General features: G+C 36.3%; 20 protein-coding genes. 4 read left to right on the top strand and 16 right to left on the bottom strand.

The window, feature by feature from the left end:
* Positions 1 to 24: 24 nt before the first annotated feature.
* The gene (gene thrS, locus ACFINY_RS02925) at positions 25 to 2,001 is read left to right on the top strand and encodes a threonine--tRNA ligase (RefSeq protein WP_375613056.1); all 1,977 of its coding nucleotides are present in this window, start codon (positions 25 to 27) and stop codon (positions 1,999 to 2,001) included.
* Positions 2,002 to 2,584: 583 nt separating this feature from the next.
* Here thrS and ACFINY_RS02920 read toward each other — a convergent pair.
* The 6 genes from ACFINY_RS02920 to ACFINY_RS02895 form a co-directional block, all read right to left on the bottom strand.
* On the bottom strand, positions 2,585 to 2,716 hold the full coding sequence (locus ACFINY_RS02920; RefSeq protein WP_375700807.1) for a hypothetical protein: 132 nt from the start codon (positions 2,714 to 2,716) through the stop codon (positions 2,585 to 2,587).
* 333 nt (positions 2,717 to 3,049) lie between these two features.
* Positions 3,050 to 3,553 (bottom strand): MerR family transcriptional regulator, encoded by a 504-nt coding sequence (locus tag ACFINY_RS02915; protein WP_375607116.1) that lies wholly within the window; start codon positions 3,551 to 3,553, stop codon positions 3,050 to 3,052.
* A 196-nt stretch (positions 3,554 to 3,749) separates the two neighbouring features.
* Positions 3,750 to 4,064, bottom strand: coding sequence for an integration host factor subunit alpha (locus tag ACFINY_RS02910; protein ID WP_273791377.1), 315 nt, complete (start codon positions 4,062 to 4,064; stop codon positions 3,750 to 3,752).
* A 77-nt stretch (positions 4,065 to 4,141) separates the two neighbouring features.
* The gene (locus tag ACFINY_RS02905; RefSeq protein WP_375611575.1) at positions 4,142 to 5,116 is read right to left on the bottom strand and encodes a beta-ketoacyl-ACP synthase III; all 975 of its coding nucleotides are present in this window, start codon (positions 5,114 to 5,116) and stop codon (positions 4,142 to 4,144) included.
* Positions 5,117 to 5,165: 49 nt separating this feature from the next.
* Complete coding sequence (gene plsX, locus ACFINY_RS02900) at positions 5,166 to 6,236, bottom strand: phosphate acyltransferase PlsX (RefSeq protein ID WP_375651249.1); 1,071 nt, start codon at positions 6,234 to 6,236, stop codon at positions 5,166 to 5,168.
* A 149-nt stretch (positions 6,237 to 6,385) separates the two neighbouring features.
* Positions 6,386 to 6,943, bottom strand: a complete 558-nt coding sequence (locus ACFINY_RS02895) for a DUF177 domain-containing protein (protein WP_375651251.1) — start codon at positions 6,941 to 6,943, stop codon at positions 6,386 to 6,388.
* A 221-nt stretch (positions 6,944 to 7,164) separates the two neighbouring features.
* Here ACFINY_RS02895 and ACFINY_RS02890 point away from each other — a divergent pair, with 221 nt between their 5' ends.
* A complete protein-coding gene (locus ACFINY_RS02890) occupies positions 7,165 to 7,644 on the top strand; it encodes an outer membrane protein assembly factor BamE (RefSeq protein ID WP_375651283.1) in 480 nt (159 codons plus the stop codon).
* Positions 7,645 to 7,717: 73 nt separating this feature from the next.
* On the opposite strand, the gene nusB is transcribed toward ACFINY_RS02890, so the two are convergent.
* From nusB to glyA, 6 genes are all read right to left on the bottom strand, one after another.
* Entirely contained in the window at positions 7,718 to 8,188 is a 471-nt protein-coding gene (gene nusB / locus ACFINY_RS02885) for a transcription antitermination factor NusB (protein WP_015856452.1), read from the bottom strand.
* 2 nt (positions 8,189 to 8,190) lie between these two features.
* The gene (locus tag ACFINY_RS02880) at positions 8,191 to 8,646 is read right to left on the bottom strand and encodes a 6,7-dimethyl-8-ribityllumazine synthase (protein ID WP_375611572.1); all 456 of its coding nucleotides are present in this window, start codon (positions 8,644 to 8,646) and stop codon (positions 8,191 to 8,193) included.
* Between the two features lie 81 nt (positions 8,647 to 8,727).
* The gene (locus ACFINY_RS02875) at positions 8,728 to 9,345 is read right to left on the bottom strand and encodes a riboflavin synthase (protein WP_375611571.1); all 618 of its coding nucleotides are present in this window, start codon (positions 9,343 to 9,345) and stop codon (positions 8,728 to 8,730) included.
* Positions 9,327 to 10,457 (bottom strand): bifunctional diaminohydroxyphosphoribosylaminopyrimidine deaminase/5-amino-6-(5-phosphoribosylamino)uracil reductase RibD, encoded by a 1,131-nt coding sequence (gene ribD / locus ACFINY_RS02870; protein WP_375611590.1) that lies wholly within the window; start codon positions 10,455 to 10,457, stop codon positions 9,327 to 9,329. The genes ACFINY_RS02875 and ribD overlap by 19 nt, the downstream gene beginning before the upstream one ends.
* Positions 10,450 to 10,932: a transcriptional regulator NrdR gene (gene nrdR, locus ACFINY_RS02865; RefSeq protein WP_375611570.1), complete on the bottom strand. Its 483-nt coding sequence runs from the start codon at positions 10,930 to 10,932 to the stop codon at positions 10,450 to 10,452. Before nrdR ends, ribD begins: the two co-directional genes overlap by 8 nt.
* 11 nt (positions 10,933 to 10,943) lie before the next feature.
* Positions 10,944 to 12,257, bottom strand: coding sequence for a serine hydroxymethyltransferase (glyA, locus tag ACFINY_RS02860; RefSeq protein ID WP_375611569.1), 1,314 nt, complete (start codon positions 12,255 to 12,257; stop codon positions 10,944 to 10,946).
* 322 nt (positions 12,258 to 12,579) lie between these two features.
* On the opposite strand from glyA, the gene argC reads away from it, so the two are divergent.
* Entirely contained in the window at positions 12,580 to 13,512 is a 933-nt protein-coding gene (argC, locus tag ACFINY_RS02855; RefSeq protein ID WP_375611568.1) for an N-acetyl-gamma-glutamyl-phosphate reductase, read from the top strand.
* A gap of 20 nt (positions 13,513 to 13,532) precedes the next feature.
* On the opposite strand, the gene ACFINY_RS02850 is transcribed toward argC, so the two are convergent.
* The 4 genes from ACFINY_RS02850 to hfq all read right to left on the bottom strand — a co-directional run bounded on the left by ACFINY_RS02850 (position 13,533) and on the right by hfq (position 18,364).
* The gene (locus ACFINY_RS02850) at positions 13,533 to 14,624 is read right to left on the bottom strand and encodes a COX15/CtaA family protein (protein WP_375611567.1); all 1,092 of its coding nucleotides are present in this window, start codon (positions 14,622 to 14,624) and stop codon (positions 13,533 to 13,535) included.
* Positions 14,625 to 14,756: 132 nt separating this feature from the next.
* Positions 14,757 to 16,583 carry a hypothetical protein gene (locus tag ACFINY_RS02845; RefSeq protein ID WP_375611566.1) on the bottom strand — a complete coding sequence of 609 codons (1,827 nt, stop codon included), beginning with the start codon at positions 16,581 to 16,583 and terminating at the stop codon, positions 14,757 to 14,759.
* A gap of 144 nt (positions 16,584 to 16,727) precedes the next feature.
* The gene (gene hflX / locus ACFINY_RS02840; RefSeq protein ID WP_375611565.1) at positions 16,728 to 18,071 is read right to left on the bottom strand and encodes a GTPase HflX; all 1,344 of its coding nucleotides are present in this window, start codon (positions 18,069 to 18,071) and stop codon (positions 16,728 to 16,730) included.
* 53 nt (positions 18,072 to 18,124) lie between these two features.
* Entirely contained in the window at positions 18,125 to 18,364 is a 240-nt protein-coding gene (hfq, locus tag ACFINY_RS02835; protein ID WP_005773461.1) for an RNA chaperone Hfq, read from the bottom strand.
* 655 nt (positions 18,365 to 19,019) lie between these two features.
* On the opposite strand from hfq, the gene ACFINY_RS02830 reads away from it, so the two are divergent.
* Positions 19,020 to 23,579 (top strand): hypothetical protein, encoded by a 4,560-nt coding sequence (locus ACFINY_RS02830; protein WP_375700806.1) that lies wholly within the window; start codon positions 19,020 to 19,022, stop codon positions 23,577 to 23,579.
* The last annotated feature ends 649 nt before the right edge of the window (positions 23,580 to 24,228 follow it).

The following is a 24,228-nucleotide window of genomic DNA, read 5'->3' as shown; positions in this document are numbered from 1 at the left end:
GAATTGGATTAAAAGGGTGTTTTTATGTCTTGCTCTATTTCTCTTTTTTTTCCCGATGGTTCAAAACGTAATTACCCCGCCGAAATGACAGGCTTGGAATTAGCAGAATCTATTTCTAAATCACTTGCAAAAAAAGCAGTCGCCTATAGTCTTGATAGTATCACGCGAGACTTATCGGATCCATTGGGACAATCTGGTCAAGTAGAGATTATTACCCGAGAAGATTCACGCGCTCTTGAGCTCATAAGGCATGATTGCGCCCATGTCCTTGCTGAAGCAGTGCAAGAGCTCTTTCCTGAAACGCAAGTAACAATAGGTCCTGTCATTGAAAATGGATTCTATTATGATTTTGCACGCCAACAACCTTTCACATTAGATGATCTCACCGTCATTGAAAAGAAAATGCGTGAAATTATCCAACGCAATAAACCTTTTAGAAAAGAAATTTGGTCTCGTGAAAAAGCAAGAAAAGTTTTTTCTGAGAAAAAGGAATTTTATAAAGTTGAACTTATTGATAGCATTCCTGAAAATCAAGATTTAAAAATCTATTATCAAGGGGAGTGGTTTGATCTTTGTCGCGGACCGCACATGCAATCTACAGGGCAAATTGGGAATGCTTTCAAATTAATGAAAGTTGCAGGAGCTTATTGGCGTGGCGATGCCAATAATCCAATGCTCACGAGAATTTATGGAACAGCATTTGCAAATGAAAATGACTTAAAAGCCTACCTCCATATGCTAGAAGAAGCTGAAAAACGTGATCATCGCCGCTTGGGACGTGAAATGGACTTATTTCACTTTCAAGAAGAAGGGCCAGGAATGATTTTTTGGCACAAAAAAGGTTGGAAAATGTTCCAAAATTTGATCAGCTATATGCGTAGACGCCTTGATGATCATCAATATGCTGAAGTTAATGCACCACAAGTTCTCGATAGGTCACTCTGGGAAATATCTGGCCATTGGGGTTGGTATAAGGAGAATATGTTCAAAGTAATTTCAGCAGAAGAAGATTCAGATCATGGGAATGTTTATGCCCTTAAACCAATGAACTGCCCTGGTCATGTGCAAATTTTTAAACATGGTTTAAAATCTTATCGTGATTTGCCTATTAGACTTGCTGAATTTGGACTTGTTCATCGTTATGAGCCTTCAGGCTCTTTACATGGTCTTATGCGTGTGCGTGGTTTTACACAAGATGATGCGCATATTTTTTGTACTGATGAACAATTAGCCGATGAATGTCTCAGTATTAATGATCTTATTTTATCAACTTATGCCGATTTTGGTTTTAAAGAAATTAGTCTTAAGCTTTCAACCCGTCCAGAAAAACGAGTTGGATCTGATGCATTATGGGATCATGCAGAAAGTATCATGGAATCTGTCCTTAAAACGATTGAAACAAAATTTGCAGGACAAATCAAAACAAGCATCCTTCCAGGTGAAGGAGCATTTTATGGTCCAAAATTTGAATATACATTAAAGGATGCTATCGGTCGTGAATGGCAATGTGGAACAACACAAATAGACTTTAATCTCCCTGAACGTTTTGGTGCATTCTATATTGATAAAGATTCAGAAAAACGTCAACCTGTTATGATCCACCGTGCTATTTTTGGATCAATGGAGCGTTTTCTTGGTATATTAATTGAAAATTTTGCTGGACATATGCCACTTTGGCTTGCTCCTGAACAAATTGTTGTTGCAACAATTACATCCGAAGCAAATGAATATGCCCAAAAAATAACAGCAAAACTTAAAGCTGTTGGGCTTTCCGCAACAATAGATCTCCGCAATGAAAAAATTAACTATAAAATACGAGAACATTCTTTACAAAAAGTCCCCGTAATTTTGGTATGTGGCAAACGTGAAGCTGAAACAAACAGCGTAAATATGCGCCGCTTAGGAAGTACAAATCAAACCCTTTTATCTGTAGAAGATGTGATTAAACAACTCTCAAATGAAGCAACACCTCCAGATTTGCAACGTGTAATAAATGCATAATATCACGGAAGATGGTAATACGTTAATTTTTTACTATAAATTTTCAGTTTTTGTACAAAATGAAATAATTTGATATTGTAGTGTGTTTTTGTTTCATGCACAATGACCTGTCACCAGAAAGAATAACGTGCTCTTTCTCTACAAGGTGGATTGGTGAAAAAGTTGAATATAAGCTATGAGCTGTTTAAATGCAAAAATCATAGACAATTGAATATTAATAATAACATTAATCTTTTACCTTTATAATGAAAAAATTCTGCTATTATCATGGATAGATCATTACAATAATTATAGAAACATCAAGCAAGAAAACTGAAAACAAGATTATATTTATTAATAAAAAATATGTAAAATTAGCTGAACAATGATATTTCTTATTCGTAAGATAAGCCCTTATAAAAAGGACAAGATATTGATTTATAATGATAATATATCGTTATTCATATTAAATAAGGTTTCGAATATCATAGGCTTCTCTTATTTTTAATATGTTTATGTTGAATCTATCAAAATCATTTGCTTGCACGAAACAAGCGGAATGAGTGCGTGGATAAAAATTATTGAGAAAGGACTTTTAAAATGCCTACAATGAACCGCCTAAAGTGCTAAGAATTGTTGCAGTCATTGAGAACAGGCTATAATTATAATGATGATGCCGACTTGAACCTTCATAAGTATAAAAATAGCGGTACTCAACGAGTTTACCATTAATCATTCACGAGGCATTATGGTAAAATAAGATTAAGAAGCCTTAAGAAACATCTCTTTAAAACAAGCACATGAATTGGTAAGCTAATGGCATCCTACATCCCGCAATCTACACTGATGAGATATTGCCTTAATTTTTATAAAGCCAAATCAAAAAAAATGGCAAAACTCAGCGTTTATTCTTTCTCTTCTTCATGTTTTACCAAATGAAAAACTCTTATAAAAAACTCGTTAAATATACACATACGATATATGACTACTCGCTGAACGTATAAAATTCTGGGCACATCCATAAAACATCTAAATATCTACGAAACACATATAAAATAAAAAAATATTATTATCGTGCTCTATCAAGAACACGCTTACATTCAATGAGTTCAAACAGAATTTCTTGTAACAATGCTTTATCAGTTTTATCTTTGTAAAGATTCACAGAACCGACAGATGTTTCTCCCTCATTCCTCATGAAACTCAAAAGCCCAAAAGAAGATTTCTTAGGCTTATTGCTAGCATTTTCAGAAGTTTGTCCTGCATGTTTCTTCTCTATGACCACATTCATAGCATCAAGATCACCATTACCCAATGCAGTCACAAAAGCAACACCATTTTCTTTCAAAAGGCGTTGCACACCTTTTATCGTATAACCCTGATCATATAGTAACTGCTTAATACCATTGAGCAAATCAACATCGACCGGACGATAATAGCGCCTTCCTCCCCCACGTTTCATTGGTTTAATCTGCCTAAAACGTGTTTCCCAAAATCTTAAGACATGCTGCGGAAGCTCCAATAACTCCGCTACTTCGCTAATTGTGCGAAAAGCATCAGAGCTTTTATCCATTTTGTAACACCTTATTTAAAACAAAATAAATTACTTCACAATGACTCATTCTGTCTCAATTTCTCAACAAGATTAGTCAAAAATAAGACCATCATTGATACCTTACTCACCAGTCTTTTTCTAAAAAATAAAGACCCTTATTTTATACATTTCTTTAACAAATACCAAACATACCATGGCATTTATTTATGAGATATCATTTTTTCTGTTTTGCACGATGCGAATCTAAAATTCTCTGTTTAAGGACATTGGCAGCCTTAAACGTCACAACACGTCGCGGCGGAATCGGTGCTTCAACACCTGTTTTTGGATTGCGTCCAACACGTTCATTTTTACTGCGAACCTGAAAAGTTGCAAAAGAAGATAATTTAACCGCTTCACCTCTTACAAGTGAGTTGCAAATCTCATCCAAAACCAATTCGACTAAAGCTGCTGATTCAGTATGTGACAAGCCCACTCTTTTACAAACTACGCTCGCTAAATCTGCACGCGTTACTGTCTTACTTGTCATTATAACCACCTATTAAAATATTAAAAATTACAAAATGACTTATACGTTTTCTTGAAATATGGTCAAGTAGCCATAATTTACCAACGAATAAGAATTGCTCCCCATGTAAATCCACCTCCCATGGCTTCTAACATGATAAGATCTCCTTCTTTTATTTTTCCATCGCAAACAGCTGTTGTTAAAGCCAACGGAACTGATGCAGCAGACGTATTACCATGTTGATCAACGGTAATCACAACTTTATCTAGTGAAATTCCCAGCTTTTTAGCAGATGCTTCAATAATGCGCTTATTAGCCTGATGAGGTACAAACCAATCTAGTTGTGAAGAATCCATACCTGCAGCTGCAAAACAATCATCAACCACATCCGTTATCATACCAACAGCATATTTAAAAACTTCTCGTCCTTCCATACGCAAATAGCCTGTCGTTTGTGTTGTTGAAGGTCCACCATCAACATATAGCTTATCTATATAAGCACCATTAGAACGCAATTTCGCAGACAATATACCACGCTCAAAAGCAATACCCCCCTCAGTTTCTAGTGCTTCCAAAATAACAGCACCAGCACCATCACCAAACAATACACATGTCGTACGATCTTCCCAATCTAAAATTCGAGAAAATGTATCGGATCCAATAACTAAAATTCTTTTAGCTCCCCCACACCGTAAATAAGAATCTCCTGTTGTTAAAGCAAAAATAAAACCAGAGCAAACAGCTTGAATATCAAAAGCAAATCCATGGCTCATTCCCAAAGCATGCTGAATTTCAACAGCAGAAGCAGGAAAAGTACGATTCGGGGTGGACGTTGCTAAAATAATACAATCGATGTCTTTTATTGTTAAACCAGCATTTGTAAGTGCTGCTTGCGCAGCCTCAACTCCTAAAGAAACAGTTGTTTCATTTTCACTGGCAATATAACGTTGGCGTATTCCTGTACGCTGAACAATCCATGAATCTGACGTTTCAACAAACTTTGCAATCTCTTCATTTGATAAACTTCTTTTCGGCAAAGCACTTCCTACACCACGTATAATTGACCGAATCATTCAGCTCTTACCTTTTCTTCAAATTTTTCATTTCTATTATAAGAGCTTATCATAAGGACTCTCCATTCATCACTGCTTCATCTTCTTGGTCAAAAAGTGTTTCTTTATTTTCATGAAATCGCCGTAAATCAGCCGTTATTTTTTGTAAAAGTCCGTTGTTAACCATCTCATAACCAACGCGGATAGCAGAAGCAAAGCCATTAGCATTAGCACTGCCATGACTTTTTATAACAACACCATTCAAACCTAAAAGCACTCCTCCATTCACCCTATCAGGATCCATTTTATGTTTCAGTATACGAAAAGCACCCCGCGATAAAAAATAACCAAGAGATGTTAAAAAAGAACTGCGCATTGCAGAGTTTAAAATCTCTCCTATCTGTCGCGCGGTTCCTTCTGCGGTTTTTAAAGCAATATTACCAGAAAACCCCTCTGTTACAACAACATCGACTGTTCCTTTTCCAATGTCATTGCCCTCAACAAATCCTTTATATTCCAATCCTTCTAATTGCACTTCACGCAATATCATTCCTGCTTTTTTTATTTCATAAAGTCCTTTAACCTCTTCCACCCCCACATTTAAAAGCCCAACACTTGGTCTTTCAGTGTGATATAAAGCGCGAAACATACCTGCTCCCATAACCGCCAAATCAACCAACTGACTAGCAGAGGCACCAATTGTTGCTCCAATATCTAAAACAATACTCTCACTGCGCAGTGTTGGCCAGATACCCGCAATACCAGGACGTTCAGCCTCTGCAAGCATTTTCAAACAAAAATAAGACATGGCCATGAGTGCACCCGTATTACCAGCAGAAATGCAAGCATCAGCTTCACCATTTTTTACCGCTTCAATGGCGTACCACATTGATGATTTACCACGTCCATTACGAAGTGCTTGGCTTGGCTTTTCATCCATGCGTGTATAACTTTCTGTAGGGCAAAAGCGCGATACAGAATCCAAACAGGGATATTTTTTTAAAACCGGACGAACAGCCTCCTCTACTCCATAAAATAGAAAATAAATATTTGATAAATATTTTTGTACAATTGCTGCTCCTGCAATAGCTGCTTCTGGACCGTAATCACCGCCCATGACATCCACAGAAATTCTAATCACGCTTGCATATCCCACATCTTTTCATTTACATCTTTAAATACATATTATGATTTTTGGCTCCTGAATACTCACACAGCACATCTTGCGAAAATCGCTCCGCAGAAAATACCGTTTAGCATACAATAGATATTTTTTGTATGTTTCTACAATCACTTCCAATTTTTCAAAACAGAAAATGGAGAGAATTTTCGCTCTGCTTCTTCTAAATTTTCATCCATATTCATCTTTATCCCTTCTTTACGTGGATAATGATTAATAGACAACTCAAAAAACTCTTCCATGATTGCGCCAATATCAATTTTATCATCATAAAACACTTCAGGAGTATCAAGCCCCCCCACATCTAAAAACAATTCCCCTGTATCCTCTGATATTTGGGGCTTCATCAAATTTGAATCTTCAGGAACAAAAACAACCTCAATATTTTCACAAAGGATATTTTCTAATGGTTCCAATGTAACAACACATAACTGTAGTATACGCGCTTGCAACAGACCTTTTATACGCACTCCGCGTTTTTTCCACGGGAAAATATGGAATTTTCCCTCACAAGATTTTACTTCAATTAAATCATGGTTCTGGGCTAAATGTGTACATTCTTTTTTGTTTGCACAAAAATGAACCCTTATACCTTTAGCAGGTAGAGAACGTACAGATATTGGATAAGCCAAAGCAAATGTCATTTGAGGAACATTTTGAACATTCATTGACAACTCCCAAACATAAAAACGCGTAAAGCAATATGTTTTTATTTATCTCAAGTATTTATGCATTTTTTTCTTTTCTAAAGAAATTCTATATGGCATAATTTGCTTTATAACAGGGAAACTCAGTGTAAGCTACGGTAGATTAAGTTAAAATTAGAAAAAACTTGAGGTTGCCTTCTTGTCCTACATCTCAGTATAAAAAGGAGATACCATTGTTTCAAATGCCTCACATAATAGCCTTAATCAAACGTAAATTATTGATTGGTCTATCAACAGCAAGCATAGGAATGCTTGCTGGGTGTAGCCTTCTTGATTCTTCAGGTTCGAGCCAAATTTATAGAGAGGGCTATGTTCTTGATAAAAATGCTCTAAGTTCTATCTCTATTGGCTCAAGTCAAGAGCAAGTTCTTTTAACTTTAGGAACCCCTTCATTAAAAACAAAATATGATAATGAAGTTTTTTATTACATCTCACAGACACGTTATCGTGGGATGCAGTTTATGAAAACAAAGATTATTGATCGCAAAGTTTTAGCCATTTACTTCAGTAAAAATAATCAGGTTGCAAAAGTTGCAAATTACGGATTACAAGACGGTCAAGTGTTTGATTTTATTACACAAACAACGCCAACTGTAACGAAAGAACATCCTTTCTTAATTCAAATTATAAAAGGCCCTGTGAATTTGCCACCCCATAACTAAATTATATAGTCTGCATACCGTTTCAATATTATAGGTCTGATAATATCAGATCTATAATAGGGATTTGTACCTCTTAGAGGCGGACTTTTTTTGCCATACTGTCGAGAACTGCATTAACAAGTTTTGGCTCATCACCTTCAAAAAACGCCTTTGCTATGTCAACATATTCATTCATGACAACTGCAACGGGAACATCTTTACGGTTGATCAACTCCCATAAACCTGCTCGTAAAATTGCTCGCAATATAGAATCAAGACGTGAAAGAGACCACTCTGCAGAAAGCTGTTGATGAAGCAGCGGATCAAGCTGCTTTTGATCTTTTACAACACCCGTTATAATAGCCAAAAACCATTGAAAATCAGCTTCAAGATATTGGTCTCCATCAATATCTTTTCCCAAACGATAAGCCTCATACTCAGCTGCCGTTTCCATCACCCCCGAACCCACGATATCCATTTGATAGAGTGCTTGAACTGCAGCGAGTCTTGCTGCTCCACGTTTATTGGCTGAACGCGGAAAATGTCTGCTTTTTATATCAGCCATATTTAACGATTATCTCCAAATCTCTTTTTTAGAGCGATCATACATAAAGCAGCTTCAGCCGCAAAACCACCTTTATTTTTGTCATCTAGTTTTGCACGCACCCATGCTTGTTCTTCGTTTTCAACAGTCAAAATACCATTTCCAATAGCCAAGTGCTGATGAACAGTTAAATCCATCAATGCACGACAAGAATCATTAGCAACAATTTCAAAGTGATATGTTTCACCCCGAATAACACAACCAAGAGCAACATAACCATCATACGATATCTTGTTTTGTTCAGCAAAAGCTATTGCACTTGGTATTTCTAATGCTCCAGGAACCGTTACAACATCATAACTTGCTTCAGCTTTTTGCAAAGTATTCACTGCACCTCTCAAAAGTGCATCAGAAATCCCCTCATAAAAACGTGCCTCAACAATCAATACGTGAGGCTTTTTACCTATCTCTTTCATCATAATGGAATTCCACAAAAAACGAATCAAAAAAATCAAAGTTATAAAGCATAAAATTCTGAAAACGATCAATAGAGTGTTGGCTTATTCATCTTCTCTTTTTAAAGTAAAAAGTTTTGCAGCATAACGAGCAAGTTGATCAATTTCCAAATTGACCCGATCTCCAATTTTAGCTTGTCCCCACGTTGTCATTTCAAGTGTATGGCGAATAATAAGAACATCAAAAACACAATCCTCAACACCATTAACAGTCAAAGATGTCCCATTAAGTGCAATAGATCCCTTATTAACAATGAAAGGCATAAATTGTCTTGAAACTTTTAAATAAAAGCGAATTGCATCCCCTTCATTTTTTTGATCAATGATTTCAGCCAAACCATCAATATGACCAGAAACTAAATGTCCTCCCATTTCATCACCCAATCGAAGCGAACGTTCCAAATTAACAAAAGTTCCTTTTATCCATTGTGCAAGATTCGTTAAACGTAATGTTTCTTCCCACGCCTCGACAACAAACCAATTGGAATCTTCTTGCTTTAATCCTCGCTCTACAATTGTCAGACAAATTCCTGAACAAGCAATTGACGCCCCAATTGCTAAGCTTTCTATAGCATAGCGGGTAGAAATCTTTAAACGCATCCCCTGCTTTAAAGGTTGAACATCTTCAACACAACCAATATCCGTTATAATTCCTGTGAACATAATGTCTTACGTCTCCACTTATAAAAACGGTCATTTCCAAACATTCTTGTCTCAATCTCATGAAACTGCGAGAGATAATTTCCAAAATGAGGGGCTTCAATACGATTTTTGCCTAAAACAATGGGGGTATGAAAACATATCAAATGATCAACACAACCAGCATTCAAAAATTTTTCCCCTGTCTTGACACCCCCTTCCAATAAAACACTATTAATCCCATGTTTATAAAGCATCTGTAAAAGAGCAAAGGGTTCTACACAACCATTGTTCATCTCGACCGAATAAACAGACACACCATATTGCTCCAATGCATTTTTTTTGCTTTTCTTTGAAATATCCACATCACAAATAACCCATGTAGGAATTTTTATGGCTGTTTGGACAACTTTTGCATCAAGGGGGATAGATAAATCTGCATCCAAAATAATACGAATTGGTGAGCGCATCTCCATCCCTGGCAAGCGGCAATTGAGTTGTGGATCATCTGCTAATATAGTACCAATACCAACGAGGATAGCATTATTTTGAGCACGTAGAATATGCGTATGGGCATGAGAAAGTGTTCCACTAATTTTTACGCTGCCCTTCTCTCTTTTTCCAACACCATTATCGGCAGAAATTGCCATTTTAAAAGTGACCGCACAGCGTTGTATCTTCCTTATGCACCAATGCGTCCATAAGGATTCAAAAGCCTCTTCAGCTAAAATGCCCTCAACCACTTCAATACCCGCCGCTCGCAAAAGAGCAATACCATGACCATCAACACGCTTGTCACAATCAGTCAGCGCAATAACAACTCGAGAAACACCTGAATCAATAAGCGCATTCACACACGGCGAAGTTTTTCCATAATGCGCACAAGGTTCTAAAGTAACATAAGCAGTCGCTCCTTGAGCCAAAGAACCTGCCATGTGTAAAGCTTGCACTTCCGCATGAGGACTCCCATGAATAGCTGTTACGCCATAGCCAACAATAAAAGCCCCCACAGCACCATTATCGTTTCGCACAATTAACGTACCAACGGAAGGATTCTCACCTGTAAGACCGACATGACGTTCTGCTAAACGAATAGCTGCAGCCATAAACCGTTCATCTTGCACTTTTTTATTCATCAAAACGAGATTCTGTATCCGCGATACCCTTTGACAATTCATCTATAACATCGTGAAAATCGCTTGCATTACGAAAATCTCGATACACAGAAGCAAAACGAATATAAGCAATATCATCAATTCTTTTCAATGCTTCCATCACAAGATGCCCAATTTTTTCTGAAGAAATCTCTGGTTCTCCCAAACTTTCAAGCTGGCGTACAATGCCAGAAATTGCTCGTTCAATATGATCAGGATCAATATTGCGCTTACGTACAGCCACATCAACTGATCGCATTAACTTATCACGATCGAAGGGTTCACATCGTCCACTTTTTTTAGCAACCAAGAGCTCACGCAACTGAACACGTTCAAAAGTTGTAAAACGACCACCACAAACGGAACACACACGGCGGCGGCGAATCACTGCCCCCTCTTCTGCTGGACGAGAGTCTTTGACCTGTGTATCCTCATATTGGCAGTAAGGACAGCGCATCCTTTGTATCCTTAACGAGTGGTAAGATAAGAGTAAAGAGGAAATTGATTCGTTATATCTTTTACCTTTTTCTCAACAGCCATTTCAACGGCATGATTATCTTCATCACTTTTTGCACTCCGAAGACCATCAAGAACTTCTGAAATCAGATGACCAACTTGAATAAACTCTTTTTCTAAAAAACCACGCGTCGTGGCAGCAGGTGATCCCAAACGAATTCCCGATGTTATAGATGGCGTTTCAGAATCAAAAGGAATGCCATTTTTATTGCAGGTAATATGAGCGCGTCCCAAAGCCAATTCAGCACGTTTACCTGTTAGATTTTTAGAACGTAAATCAACCAACAACAAATGATTATCTGTACCACCAGAAACAATATTAAAACCATTACCCTGTAATGTTTTTGCTAAAGTTTTCGCATTAGCGACAACATTGGCACTGTAACTCTTGAAAGAGGGACGCAAAGCCTCCTCAAACGCAACAGCCTTTGCGGCAATCACATGCATTAAAGGACCACCTTGAAGACCAGGAAAAATTGCAGAATTAATTTTTCTGGATAAAGCCTCATCATTTGTCAATATTAAACCACCCCGGGGACCTCGAAGCGATTTATGTGTTGTTGTTGTTACAATATGCGCATGTGGAACAGGTGAAGGATGCACGCCACCAGCAACAAGACCAGCAATATGAGACATATCAACGAGTAAATGAGCACCGATTTCATCTGCAATTTCACGGAATCTTTCCCAATCCCATAGCCGTGGATAAGATGAGCCCCCTGCTATAATAAGTTTTGGCTTACGTTCTTTTGCAAGCTGCTCAACCTCATCCATATCAATAATCTGATCTTCTTGACGCACACCATAGGAAACAACATCAAACCATTTTCCTGACATATTAACAGGTGAACCATGCGTAAGGTGACCTCCAGCATTTAAATCCAACCCCATAAATGTGTCACCAGGCTGAAGTAAAGCTAAAAAGACAGCTTGATTCATTTGGCTACCAGAATTAGGCTGTACATTCGCAAACGCAGCACCGAAAAGCTGTTTTGCCCTTTCAATAGCTAAATCTTCAACGACATCAACAAATTGACACCCACCATAGTAGCGCTTTCTTGGATAACCTTCTGCATACTTATTGGTTAAAACAGACCCTTGCGCTTCAAGGACCGCTCTTGAAACAATATTCTCTGAAGCAATCAGCTCAATTTCATGTTGTTGACGCTCAAACTCCCCTCTAATTGCGTCAAAAATTGCACCATCAACAGTTTGTAAATTATCATTAAAAAAGCGCTTTTGTGCGTCATTTTCTTGCTGAGTCATAAAACACATTCCTAACATAAAAAAATAAAGTCAAAGAACGATAACACAGCAAACCATGCAAACCAAACATTTTAAACTACTTACACTCAAAAATAATGAGGCAAATATTTATCTTATTCTTTGTTATAAAAACAGCGAAAAACTTTCCTCTCGAGAATAGTAAAAAATGAGATTACATTTCTTTTTTTACACTCTTATTTGTTTACACCTTTTACAAAAAATATCTATAATCTAAAGAAATTCAATAATTTAATGATTAAAAATAATTTATAATGTGAAAAGCTGAATATAATAGGCAAAGTTAATACGAAGGCAAATAAGAATGCTAACCAAAGTTTTTATTGATGGTGAACATGGCACAACCGGACTACAAATACAAAAACGCTTAGAAAGACGTACAGATTTAAAACTACTCTCTCTTGCTCATAAAGATCGCCATAATGTTCATCTGCGACAAGACTATCTTAATCAAGCCGATATTGCTATTTTGTGTCTTCCAGATGATGCTGCACGCGAAACGGTTCATTGGCTTCAAAAAAATAAAAACATTAGGATTATTGATAGCTCGACAGCCCACCGTGTTGCACCAGACTGGGTTTACGGTTTTCCTGAAATGACAGCAGGACAAAGAAAGCGCATCCAAGCAGCACATTATATAACCAATCCCGGATGCTATCCTACCGGTGCCATTAGTTTGATTCGCCCACTCCGTGAAGCAGGACTGCTAGACGCCGATTATCCTATCTCGATTAATGCAATCTCCGGCTATACCGGTGGTGGAAAACAGTTGATTTTACAAATGGAAAATCAATCTCAACAAAATATTCAGGGCAATTATTTTATCTATGGTCTTAATCTTGAACACAAACATGTGCCAGAAATTAAAATCTATGGACAAATCAATCAAACCCCAGTTTTTATACCAAGTGTGGGTCGTTTTCCCCAAGGAATGATTGTGAATCTTCCTCTGCATCGCCATTTATTCACAAAATCAGCAAACTGTTCTGATTTGCGCGAAATTCTCGCAAACCATTACGATGGACAAAATACCATTTTAGTTGCATCACAAGAAGAAACTGCTTCACTTCAAAGACTTAATCCAGAATGTTTAGCCAATAAAGATGGTATGAAACTGTTCGTATTTGGAAATGATCATGAAGGTATTTTTAATCTCAGCGCCATATTCGATAATTTAGGAAAAGGCGCATCAGCTGCAGCTATCCAGAACCTCGATTTAATACTTGCAAGCGACTAAACCTCCCTACCCACAAGCTTTTATTCAACAGCACAATATGCCCCTTTTGTTGCTCGCCAATGCGCAACAACAAAACACAACACGACTAATGCCATACTTTGATGAATGAGCCCCAAACTTATCGGAACCTCATGTAATAGTGTCAAAATACCTAAAAGTGCTTGGATAATAATCATAACACAGATAAGAAATGCACGACGAGAGTGGGTTGAACGGGGAACATTTTTTTGTACATAGAAAGCATGAATAGCCGAGGCAATCAATAAAAAATAAGCAAAAAATCTATGAATAAACTGAACCGTTAAGGGATTTTCGAATAAATTGAGCCAAACAGGACGATGCTGTAACAATCCATCAGGAATAATCTGACCATCCATAAGGGGCCATGTATTATAGACTTTTCCAGCATGAAGCCCTGCAACCAAAGCACCCCAATAAATCTCTATCAAGACGAGAATAACGAGCCATGCCGCAAAATATTGCACCTTTTTATTTGCTGGTTTTTCTGAATATTCTGCAAGCCCTCGAGATAAATAAGTAACAAAAATAATCACAAAACATGCCGTTATAAGATGAAATGCCAAACGATATTGGCTCACACTTGTTAAATTACTTTGTCCAATCCCTGAAGCAACCATCCACCAACCAATAAAGCCTTGAAAGGCGATAAGAATAGGCACAACAATAATCGGGAGTAAGATATTTTTTTCAACACGTTTAGTTGCCCAAAACCAAATGAGCCCTAATAAAGCGACAAGACCAACAAGACGCCCAAGAACACGATGCGCCCACTCCCACCAAAAAATGACCTTAAAAGCACTTAAAGTCATATCAGGATTAAGCAGCTTATACTGTGCTATCTGTTGATATTTTAAAAATTCCTCTTGCCATTGATCCACACCAATCGGTGGAATAACGCCATGTATTGGCTTCCATTCCGTTATCGATAATCCTGATCCCGTCAAACGAGTAGCGCCTCCCACTAAGACAATTGCTAAACAAAGCAATAAAATAGAGTAAAGCCACATCTGTATTTGTTTTCTATTTTTCTTTTGCACAGGCGTTAAAATGCTATTGTTTAATTCCTTTACTGCCATCTCTGATTGCCCCACGCTTCTCTCCAACTAAAATGCATTTTAAAATTTAAACATTAACTCTGTTATCTATTTTAGTATGTACTACAACTTTAGCAAAAAACAAGCGTACCACTATAACATGCGATACATATTTCTTTTTTACGAAGCTTATGATGCTACAACGCGATAAACAGTCTTTGGAAAGCTGTCTACCATACGCATCATCCATTCTTGTTCATTAAGAACAGTATTACAAATATAATAGTCTGTTAGCTCTGCAAATTGCTCAACCCCATATTTTGGTTCGCTTGCCATCTCTAGGATGATAAAATCATATTCTTTTTTAAATTCTTGTAATATATGAAAAATATCATTTGAAAAATCTTGTGCTGAAATAGCACTTGTTAACCCCTGAGGAAGAATATCAACCCCCGTATCATAATCACGGTAAATAACATCATGCAACTTGGCATTGCCCGTTAAAATATCACTCAGTCCGCGATGTGGGCCAATGACTTTCTCTATTTGTTGACCAGAAATATCGACCAACAAAATTGTTTTGTTCTCTTTTGTGAGATGAAGTGAAAGCTTTGCCGCTGTCCGTGCAGCTTCTGGTCCAATGATTGAAATAATGGTTGAAGCACGCCATTTCAAAACATCAGATAATCCCTCTATCGTAATAAAAGCTTCAAAATTTTTCATTTCTTGAGAGACTAAAATACTCTCATTCTTCTTAAGACCATTTTCTTTTGATCTCAAATCCTCTTCTGAGATTTGGTCTTTTTTCCTTTTAAAGCACGGATAGAATAACAATATTCCTAGCAAAAGAGTAAGGAAACTGGCCAATGCACTCACAAGAATATTTTTTCCATAAAGAGCCATAAAAGAAATTGGTGCTAACGTTGTTGGCACGACCACGTGGATATTTGTATTTTGTAAGAGAAAAGGATCATCACTCAATCTCCGATATGAATCAATAATTTTTTCTCTTCGTTGAGCAGACTTGCTCATCGCTTCATTTTGGGCATCGACTGCTGCTTTTATTTTATTTTCAAACTCGTTAAATATTTCATTCAAAGATTGGGATTGATCTTTTACAAAAAAACTCACCCTTTTTTGAAGCTGTTTTTCTAATTCCGTTGCAATAACCTCATCTGAATGAACTTGATAAACGATTTGTAAAATTTTATTTTTTAATTGATGAGAAACTGTCTCTAATTCTGCAGTCATCGCTTTAATTTGAGGATGTGTCCACCCTAATTGTGCAGCCATATGTGCTCTTTGTGTTTCCAAGAGATCACGTTTAGATTCCAGAGCAGCAATTGCTGAATTGCCTGCAATAAACGATAAAGACAGTAAAGACTGCCCATTTTCACGCATCATGTTAATCGTTGAATTCAAACTTGTTAAATGAATACGTTTTAAAGTTGCTTGCGTTAATTGCATCGAAAGATCATAAAGCTCTGTTTGTTTTACACCACGCTGAATAAAAGAATCAATAGATTTACGAAATTCCTGCACGATATTAAGGATTGCAATATTATCATATTGTTTGTCTTCTAATTTATCATTTAACAAGAATTGTTTCTGTTTTATGATTGCTTGTGAAAATGCGGAAAACCAAGTTTCCAACCCACGTTGAGCTGCTTCAAGTGTCTCGGCTTCAAAAGTAAGATCGATAAAATCACCATGACGCGATAAACGGATATTTTCATGATTTTTTTTCTTATAAGAAGCACTTAAAGAAAAATTCGAATCATTGAAGAACATAGGCTGTGAAAACAAAAAGGCGATAACATTGTCTTGCTTTTTAATTGGTAATGGCTTTCCTACAGAATCAGATAATGAAAATGTTAAAGTTGCTTGGTAACCACGGGGCTGGACAAAATAATACAACCAAATCAAAGATACACATAGCATTTGTAATAGCAAAACAATCAAAATGCTTCGCCATACGGTACGTACGAATAGTCTTTTATTACATGTAAGACTCATCTTTATTTTAACCAGCAAAATACTTCTTCATATTGTTTTATTAAGAGAAAGTAGTAACTATCCTCTTAACTTGCTGTCATATTATTTTGAGATAATAAAAATATAAAATTTAAGCACAAATGTTCAACAATAGCTTTAAAGAACTTAATTCATATTTTTTTTGAGGCTCTCTAGTTGTTTTTTTGCTTCAGAAGTAACAACCGCTCTAATGGTAATAGACCCATCATCATGCCCTTCTTGCACTATTTCCGCAGAGTTTTCATAAAACCAATCAATAAGCGACATTTCATGAGGTTGTAAAAGATATTCAATGCTTTGCACCTCTCCAAAAATTCGCTTTTCAATGGCTCTTAATAATTGATCGAGTCCATCCCCCTTAAGTGCTGATACCATGAGAGCAGGATTTAATCGCGTCTTTGCGCTTGTTTGTAAAACATTCAATGCTTGCTCATCTAACATATCAATCTTATTCCAAACTTCTATGATATGCTCCATATCATCAATATCGATATCAAGACTTGAAAGCACTTCTAAAACATCTTGGGCATGTGCTCGATGATCAAGATCTGACATATCTCTTACATGAAGAATGAGATCTGCTTCAACCACTTCTTCAAGGGTTGCTCTAAAAGCTGCAATCAAATTCGTTGGCAAGTTAGAAATAAACCCTACAGTATCAGACAAAAGAACAGTTTTTCCATGGGGAAGCACAACTTTGCGCAAAGTCGGATCAAGCGTTGCAAATAACATATTCTTTGCTAAAACATCTGCACCGCTTAAACGGTTAAAAAGAGTTGACTTTCCTGTATTCGTATATCCTACCATTGCTACAACAGGATAAGATGTTTTTTTCCTTTTTGCTCTATGAAGTGCACGTGTTTTAATAACCGTTTGCAATTCGCGGCGAATACGAATAATTTTCTCTTGTAAAAGACGCCTATCTGCTTCAATTTGCGTCTCACCAGGTCCACCTAGGAAGCCACGCCCCCCCCGTTGCCTTTCCAAGTGCGTCCAACTCCGCACAAGCCTCCCTTTTTGATAGGACAAACGCGCTAACTCTACTTGCAAAACTCCTTCTTTTGTTCGTGCACGATCCCCAAAAATTTCAAGAATCAAAGCCGTTCTATCGATAACTTTGCAATTCCATAATTTTTCTAAATTACGCTGCTGTACTGGCGTTAAAAAGTGATCTACAATCGCAAGCTCAATAGAATATTCATCTATATAACAGGTTAACGCATCTACTTTACCTTTTCCAAAGAGAGTCGCAGAGCGAGGCGTTGCAATATTAATCGTTTCATAATTAACAACTTCTAACCTTATAGCACGCGCTAACCCCAATGATTCTTTAACACGAGAAGATATAGAACACTCTCTCAAAGAGCTTTCACTTCTATTTTCTTGAAAAATCGGTATCAGAACAAGTGCGCGCACCTGTTCTGTATTCTGCGAAAATACCCCTCCTAATCTCTCATTTTCATTTATCATAGCAATCTAAGTACTTTTAAATGGGATAAGAGGTCTATCTTAAAATGATATGTTTACTCAGGACTTTCACCCTCAAACATCTGTACAGGCTGTCCAGGCATAATCGTAGAAATAGCATGCTTATAAACCAATTGCGCGTGTCCATCTCGGCGCAAAAGAACACAAAAATTATCAAATGAAGTTACAATACCCGTGAGTTTAACGCCATTGACAAGAAAAATTGTAAGGGAAATTTTTTGCTTACGCACCGTATTTAAAAACACATCTTGCAGGTGTTGTGATCGCTCTGCCATTATTCTTACACCTTTATCTAGATTGCATAAAAATATTCGTGCATGCATATCGACTGAAAAATATCCAATTGTCAACGTAGAAGCTTAAAAATTCAGCAACAAACAACTGAAATTAGAGAAAAAACGGCTCTTTAAGACAATAATAAAGTACAACTTACGAAAAGCTATATTAAATTAAAAATTTTTCTACGTTTACTTTTTTATGAGCTTACAATTCAAAGGCATACTTTTATACATCCTAAGCTATTACGGACTATATGTGATGATGAATCTGCTTCGTTTAGAATCAATAAAAGTAAGCGGACAACAACATTTATTAACGATTATCGATATTAAAGAAAGGCATTCGCACCTTACTGTATATATAACCGCTATTAAATTGTCCTTATTTCAAAGACTGCCGGCTTATAAAGCTTTCTATAAACACAAGTTGTAAACAGTATTTTTGTTTTAGTTAGATTTAAATAATAAATTGTTTTTACTATATTTTATAACATTTTTAAACAGGGTACAAGAAACCGCGTTAACTTTATCTTGATAAGTTTTTAAAATTTTTCCCTAAGCATATTCCTTTCTAAATAATTAACAGCTAGTATGTAGAAATTATGTGGAAGAGGACGTATCCCTTTTCCGGCTGTAAGAGTACGAGGCGAGTATGGCACGCAGAACAAAATTGCAAACATTTGAAGTCGAAGTTGAAGAAGCCCTCACAAAAGCTATGAACTTTGATTTCGATGACACAGGATTTGAAACGATATCATCCAATAATTCTGAAAATGTTGTTAATGTCGATGATCTGATTCAAAAAATTGCAATGGCAGAAGAAGAATTTTTTGCTGAAAACGGTACGTCAACTTTTGTTTCTAATATTCATGATGAAGCTGTTATTGATAAATCCGTTGTTGAACAGCTTTTTGCTCCAAAACCTTCACCTGATATTTCAGGTGGAACTGTTCATAATACATTATTGCCTACAAAACTTCTTCCCGCAAATGATGATATAACAACCCCTGTAAATTTTGGACCATTCAAGCAGCGTTCTTCCTCTCGAGTCTACTGGTACACAACAGCGCTTAGTGCTTTATGGGCAACGGGAGGAGCTTTTATTGCGCATAAGCTCGCACCTACCGGACTCAGCTCCTTATCCAATATCAGCACTTTTGTTACCTCCCCAACAGGACTTGCTGTAGCAGCCGGAACAGCAATTCCTATCCTTATATCTTGGGGCGTTGCTCAATTAACAAAACGTTCAAACGACTTGCATAATATTGCGCTTCTTATGACCAATGCTGCACAGCGCCTTAGTGAACCACAACATCTATCTGAAAAACAAGCTATTGCTATAGGGCAAACCATTCGTGAAGAAGTAGCGGCAATGAACGAAGGTATTGAACGTACTCTCGGACGTGCTGTTGAACTTGAAGCAATCATACAAGGTGAAGTTCACAATCTAGAACAAGCCTATGCTGAGAATGAATCACGCATTCACACATTAATCAAAGAATTAAGTAACGAACGTATAGCCATTTTGAATCATGCAGATCGCGTACAATCAACAATTAAAGGAACCCAAGAACAACTGAGTGATGAATTTGGTTTGGTTACCTCTAACATTGTAACCAATGTTGAAAAGCTTGCACAAACCCTTTCTCAAACTTTACAAAAACAAGGCGAAGACCTCGTTGAAAAACTTTCCTATGCTGGTGATGGCGTAACAAATCAGCTTGTTGAAAAATTTAACAAAACAACAACACAAATTCAGCAGAAAAACACGGAATTTTTTCATGAATTAGGAAAAAACTTCGATGGCTTTGCAAAACGATTTGATCATAATGAAAAACAAATAGAAAAAACTTTTAATGAAACAGCTGAAAAAGCAGAAGTACATGTTGCTAAAATTGCAACACATATACAAGCAGTAACAGATCAAACTTTGCACGCTGTTGATGAAAAGTTTAAAGCCTTAGATAAAGCTCTTATTGATCGTAATAATCAATCTCTACAGAATTTTGATGAGAAGATCTTAAAGCTCGACGACCAAGCACATAAACTCTCTTCTAAATTTGATAACGTAACCTCGCAAGCAATTGGAGCCTTTGAACAACGTTTAGCAACTGTTGATCTTTCTCTTAAAGAACATAGTGATTCCATCATTGATTCCTTTATAGAACGCAGTCAGGCTTTAGAGGATAATGCTGAAAAACTTGGTAACTTCTTGGAAGCTCATGTCTTGAAAATAAATGAGAACCTCCAAGAAAAAACAGCAGACATTACCCATGCATTTACAAATGGACGTGAAGCTATTCTTTCTGCAATTGATAAAAGTAAAGAAAGTCTGAGAGAAGAAATTCAATATGTCGACAATGCCATTGTTGATATCATACAAGAACGTTCACAAGATTTTAAAGTACAACTTTCTGATCAACGAGCTCTTATGGCAGACATGCTCGATAACGAGAAAAATAAAATTGCGGATACATTAAGAAATCAAATTGATGTTTTGTCCCAAAATACTTCTCATATTGAAAAAGTTTTGGCTGATAATGTTCAAGTCGTTGATAAACAAGCTGAAAATCATATTACAAACATCATTCAATGCACTGAAAAGTTACAAGATGTCATTGTACAAAGTTGTAATACAACCCAAGATGCTTTAGAAGCACAAGCGAGAAATATTGATATCCGTGCCGATGCTCTGCGCGATTCTTTAGCGATTAATAGTTTTTCTCTCAATGAAGTTCTTGCCGATCAAGCACGCACACTTGAACAACGCATGGAAACAATCCATAATCTCATTGCAAAAAGTGATATACGTGTCGATGTTGCATTGAAACAACAAATAGATTTAGTTGAGAGTGCAATTGTCGCCAATAATAAAAACATTACTGAAACGGTTCAAGATCATATCAAAAACCTTGAAAGCCATGCCGAAATTTTAAAAAATACGCTCTCTCAATCGAGTGGTGTTTTCTTTGAAACCCTTGAAACACGTATGGAATCATTCGATACAGATCTAGAAGATCGTGCACACAAAATTTTTGAACGGACAACAACGCTAGAGGAAACATTATCTGAAAAATTTAGCCAAATCTGTGAAGCCATTGATATGCAAACATCTGTTATTGAGGAACGTTCTGACACATTAAAAACGTCTCTCATGATTAGTAATGAGCAAAGTCAGATAATTCAACAAGCGCTGGAAAGCAGTGTTGACAATATGCGTGTAACCTTAGAAGACTCTGTTAATACAGTGACAGCTAACCTGCATAATAAGATTATAAAAGCTTCTGATATTCTTTCTTCTACGAGTGAACAAATTCTTTCATCTGTTACAAATGTTACTGCACAAGCAGAAAATATTCTCTCAGAATCAGGCAATCGCATTGTATCAAATGTCAAAAAAACTGTTTATGATACCAGTGAAAAAGTTCTGTCAGTTCTGTCTGAACAAACAGCGCATACTGTCGAAGCTTTCGCAACAGCCAGCCATAATGCACAAGCATTATTGAATGAAACTATTCACACATCAACAACAGCAATAGAACAAGTTCTTAATGAACGCTGTGATGTTCTTCATCACTCTATGCAAAATCTTAAAAATAATTTAGGATATCAGCTCTCTGATGTAACGAGCCGTCTGGAAGATGCTGGAAATCAAACAACAACACAAATTTCACAACATGTTGGAAAAATAACAGAGCTTACAAATCACTTAAATCAAGCAGCGCAAAATACGACAGAATCAATTGATTCTTTAACACAGCATATCGGTGAACAACTCTCTCTTTCCACACAAGATGCTGAACAAAGAATTTATGCACATAATGAATCTTTAGTGAATAGCTTAACCAAAGCTAACTCTGAAACACTTCAAACAATAACGATTATGAAGGAAGAGCTTGTTAATAATGTCTCATCCATCTTAACACAGTTGAATCAATCAATTTACAATTTTCACGAAAATAGTAATGTTTTATTATCGGCTGTTCAAAATATTGATGGGCAGTTTAATGAGAGTACGAATAATTTTTTCCGCAACACGGACCAAGTAGCAGAGCGTTTGTCAGCTTCAAATCAAGCGCTCAATACTAATGTTGAAATTCTGCAAGGACTTTCAAAGAGTACCTTTGAACAAATTAATCATATAACGAGCAGTTTTGGTGAACATGCAAAGACACTTTCCCAAACTATTCATGTTCTTGAACAGTCTGAAAATTCACTTAGTGCAACACTTGAAGAAAAACATAATACGCTTTCTGTATTAAGCGATGCTCTTGTTTCAAAGTCTCATGAAATTAATCAAATGATTGGGCATTATGAAAAAATCTTCAACTTAGCACTTGAACGCTCTGATAAGAATGCGCGTAACTCCACAAATTCATTCCAACAATCACTTAATAAGCTTGTTAGTGAAGCATCAACGCGTTTTTCAGAAGCAGCAGAAGATATACGTCGCTCCGCTGATGAAGTTCGTTTAGAGCTTTCAAAGATTAATAATGATATCAATGAAAATGTAAAAAAACTTCCAGAAAAAACAAAAGAAACAACGCAAACAATTCGCACAGCTTTGAATGAACAGATTACAGCGTTACAAGATTTAGTCAGTGTTATACAAAATGATCAAAAGAGCGCACAAAAACAGCTAATGTCAGCATTTCCTACATCATCAATGTTTAATCAAAAAAGTGACAGTTCCACTGAGTCTGTTAAAAAGATTGTGCCACCTAAGCCTATTTTGCAACAAGATCAAAGCAAAAAAAGACCAAATAAATGGGTATCAAATCTCTTAGAAAGAGCTTCACGTGAAGAAACATTTTATGATGCTCCCCCTAGTGATGATGTTTTAACATCAGTGCAAACAAAACCATCTCCTGCAAACTGCTCTCTTAATTCATTAGCTTCTGGTATAGTGCAAGCTATTAATCACAATGCCATTGTTGAGCTATGGGATCATTATCAACGTGGACAAAAAAACATCGTAACAGAACGCCTTTATACCTTAAATGGACAAAAAATATTTGAAATGATTAAGAAAAAATATATGAGCGATTTTGGGTTTAAACGTTCAGTGAATCAATATGTTACAGATTTCGAAAAGCTCTTACGTGATATATCGCGCAGTTCTGGCTCTTCCAACTCAGTTCGCAAGTACTTGATATCAGATACCGGAAAAGTTTATACTATGCTTGCTCATGCAAGTGGTCGAATCCAATAACAAATAAGAAAGTGGAAAAAGATATTTTTTCCACTTTCTCTCTCCAGTTGTTTTAATGGCTCATCATAGAATGCTTTTTTTTCAACTGTAGCTTTGTACTTCAAAGGTTGGGATAATTGGCATGCGGTTTTCTTTGATATCCTAAGCAATAACCCTAAAGAAGCGTAATGGCTTATCAAACAACGTATCATTCTAAGAATGATAAAGCATGTTTTCTATTTCCTTATCTTTTTCTTAACTCCTTTATTTTTCATAGTTTCATAAAGGTACAAAATCGGTAATAATTATTTTTATTAATTGTGAAAAAAATTCATGCTTTTGTATTAAAATAGCTCATAGAAACACTTCTATTTATTTTTTTTAATGTTTTTTATCCACATATTACTCTCGTTTGAATTATGTAAGTAAATATTTTTTATTATATTAGATGAGTTTGAGCTAAAAGAATCTTATTGTATTCAAATTTCTCATTCAACATACGAGATGATTCATTATAAATTATAAAGTTTGCATTATTAAGAGTTCAATTGAATAATAAACAAAACAACTCCTATTTTTAAAGTTCCAATTTCCTTTTAAATAGCTGCAAAAATAATTTATAAATTGCAAATTGTTATTTAAAATTTCTTCTACCTCCCTATAGAAATTT

This window comes from Bartonella sp. AA23NXGY (genome assembly GCF_042197165.1).
GTDB lineage: Bacteria > Pseudomonadota > Alphaproteobacteria > Rhizobiales > Rhizobiaceae > Bartonella.
Note: the sequence above shows the minus strand (reverse complement) of the source record. Positions and strands in the feature narration are given on the sequence as shown.

Excerpts from the sequence above, each read along its gene's own strand:
- hfq (WP_005773461.1), bottom strand. The coding sequence starts at position 18,364 with ATGGCAGAGCGATCACAACACCTGCAAGATGTGTTTTTAAATACGGTG.
- glyA (WP_375611569.1), bottom strand. The coding sequence starts at position 12,257 with ATGACTCAGCAAGAAAATGACGCACAAAAGCGCTTTTTTAATGATAAT.
- ACFINY_RS02895 (WP_375651251.1), bottom strand. The coding sequence starts at position 6,943 with ATGAATGTTCAAAATGTTCCTCAAATGACATTTGCTTTGGCTTATCCA.
- ACFINY_RS02905 (WP_375611575.1), bottom strand. The coding sequence starts at position 5,116 with ATGATTCGGTCAATTATACGTGGTGTAGGAAGTGCTTTGCCGAAAAGA.
- hflX (WP_375611565.1), bottom strand. The coding sequence starts at position 18,071 with ATGATAAATGAAAATGAGAGATTAGGAGGGGTATTTTCGCAGAATACA.
- ACFINY_RS02845 (WP_375611566.1), bottom strand. The coding sequence starts at position 16,583 with ATGAGTCTTACATGTAATAAAAGACTATTCGTACGTACCGTATGGCGA.
- ACFINY_RS02875 (WP_375611571.1), bottom strand. The coding sequence starts at position 9,345 with ATGTTCACAGGAATTATAACGGATATTGGTTGTGTTGAAGATGTTCAA.
- nusB (WP_015856452.1), bottom strand. The coding sequence starts at position 8,188 with ATGGCTGATATAAAAAGCAGACATTTTCCGCGTTCAGCCAATAAACGT.
- argC (WP_375611568.1), top strand. The coding sequence starts at position 12,580 with ATGCTAACCAAAGTTTTTATTGATGGTGAACATGGCACAACCGGACTA.
- nrdR (WP_375611570.1), bottom strand. The coding sequence starts at position 10,932 with ATGCGCTGTCCTTACTGCCAATATGAGGATACACAGGTCAAAGACTCT.
- ACFINY_RS02910 (WP_273791377.1), bottom strand. The coding sequence starts at position 4,064 with ATGACAAGTAAGACAGTAACGCGTGCAGATTTAGCGAGCGTAGTTTGT.
- ACFINY_RS02880 (WP_375611572.1), bottom strand. The coding sequence starts at position 8,646 with ATGATGAAAGAGATAGGTAAAAAGCCTCACGTATTGATTGTTGAGGCA.
- ACFINY_RS02920 (WP_375700807.1), bottom strand. The coding sequence starts at position 2,716 with ATGATTAATGGTAAACTCGTTGAGTACCGCTATTTTTATACTTATGAA.
- ACFINY_RS02915 (WP_375607116.1), bottom strand. The coding sequence starts at position 3,553 with ATGGATAAAAGCTCTGATGCTTTTCGCACAATTAGCGAAGTAGCGGAG.
- ribD (WP_375611590.1), bottom strand. The coding sequence starts at position 10,457 with ATGAATAAAAAAGTGCAAGATGAACGGTTTATGGCTGCAGCTATTCGT.
- ACFINY_RS02830 (WP_375700806.1), top strand. The coding sequence starts at position 19,020 with ATGGCACGCAGAACAAAATTGCAAACATTTGAAGTCGAAGTTGAAGAA.
- thrS (WP_375613056.1), top strand. The coding sequence starts at position 25 with ATGTCTTGCTCTATTTCTCTTTTTTTTCCCGATGGTTCAAAACGTAAT.
- ACFINY_RS02890 (WP_375651283.1), top strand. The coding sequence starts at position 7,165 with ATGCCTCACATAATAGCCTTAATCAAACGTAAATTATTGATTGGTCTA.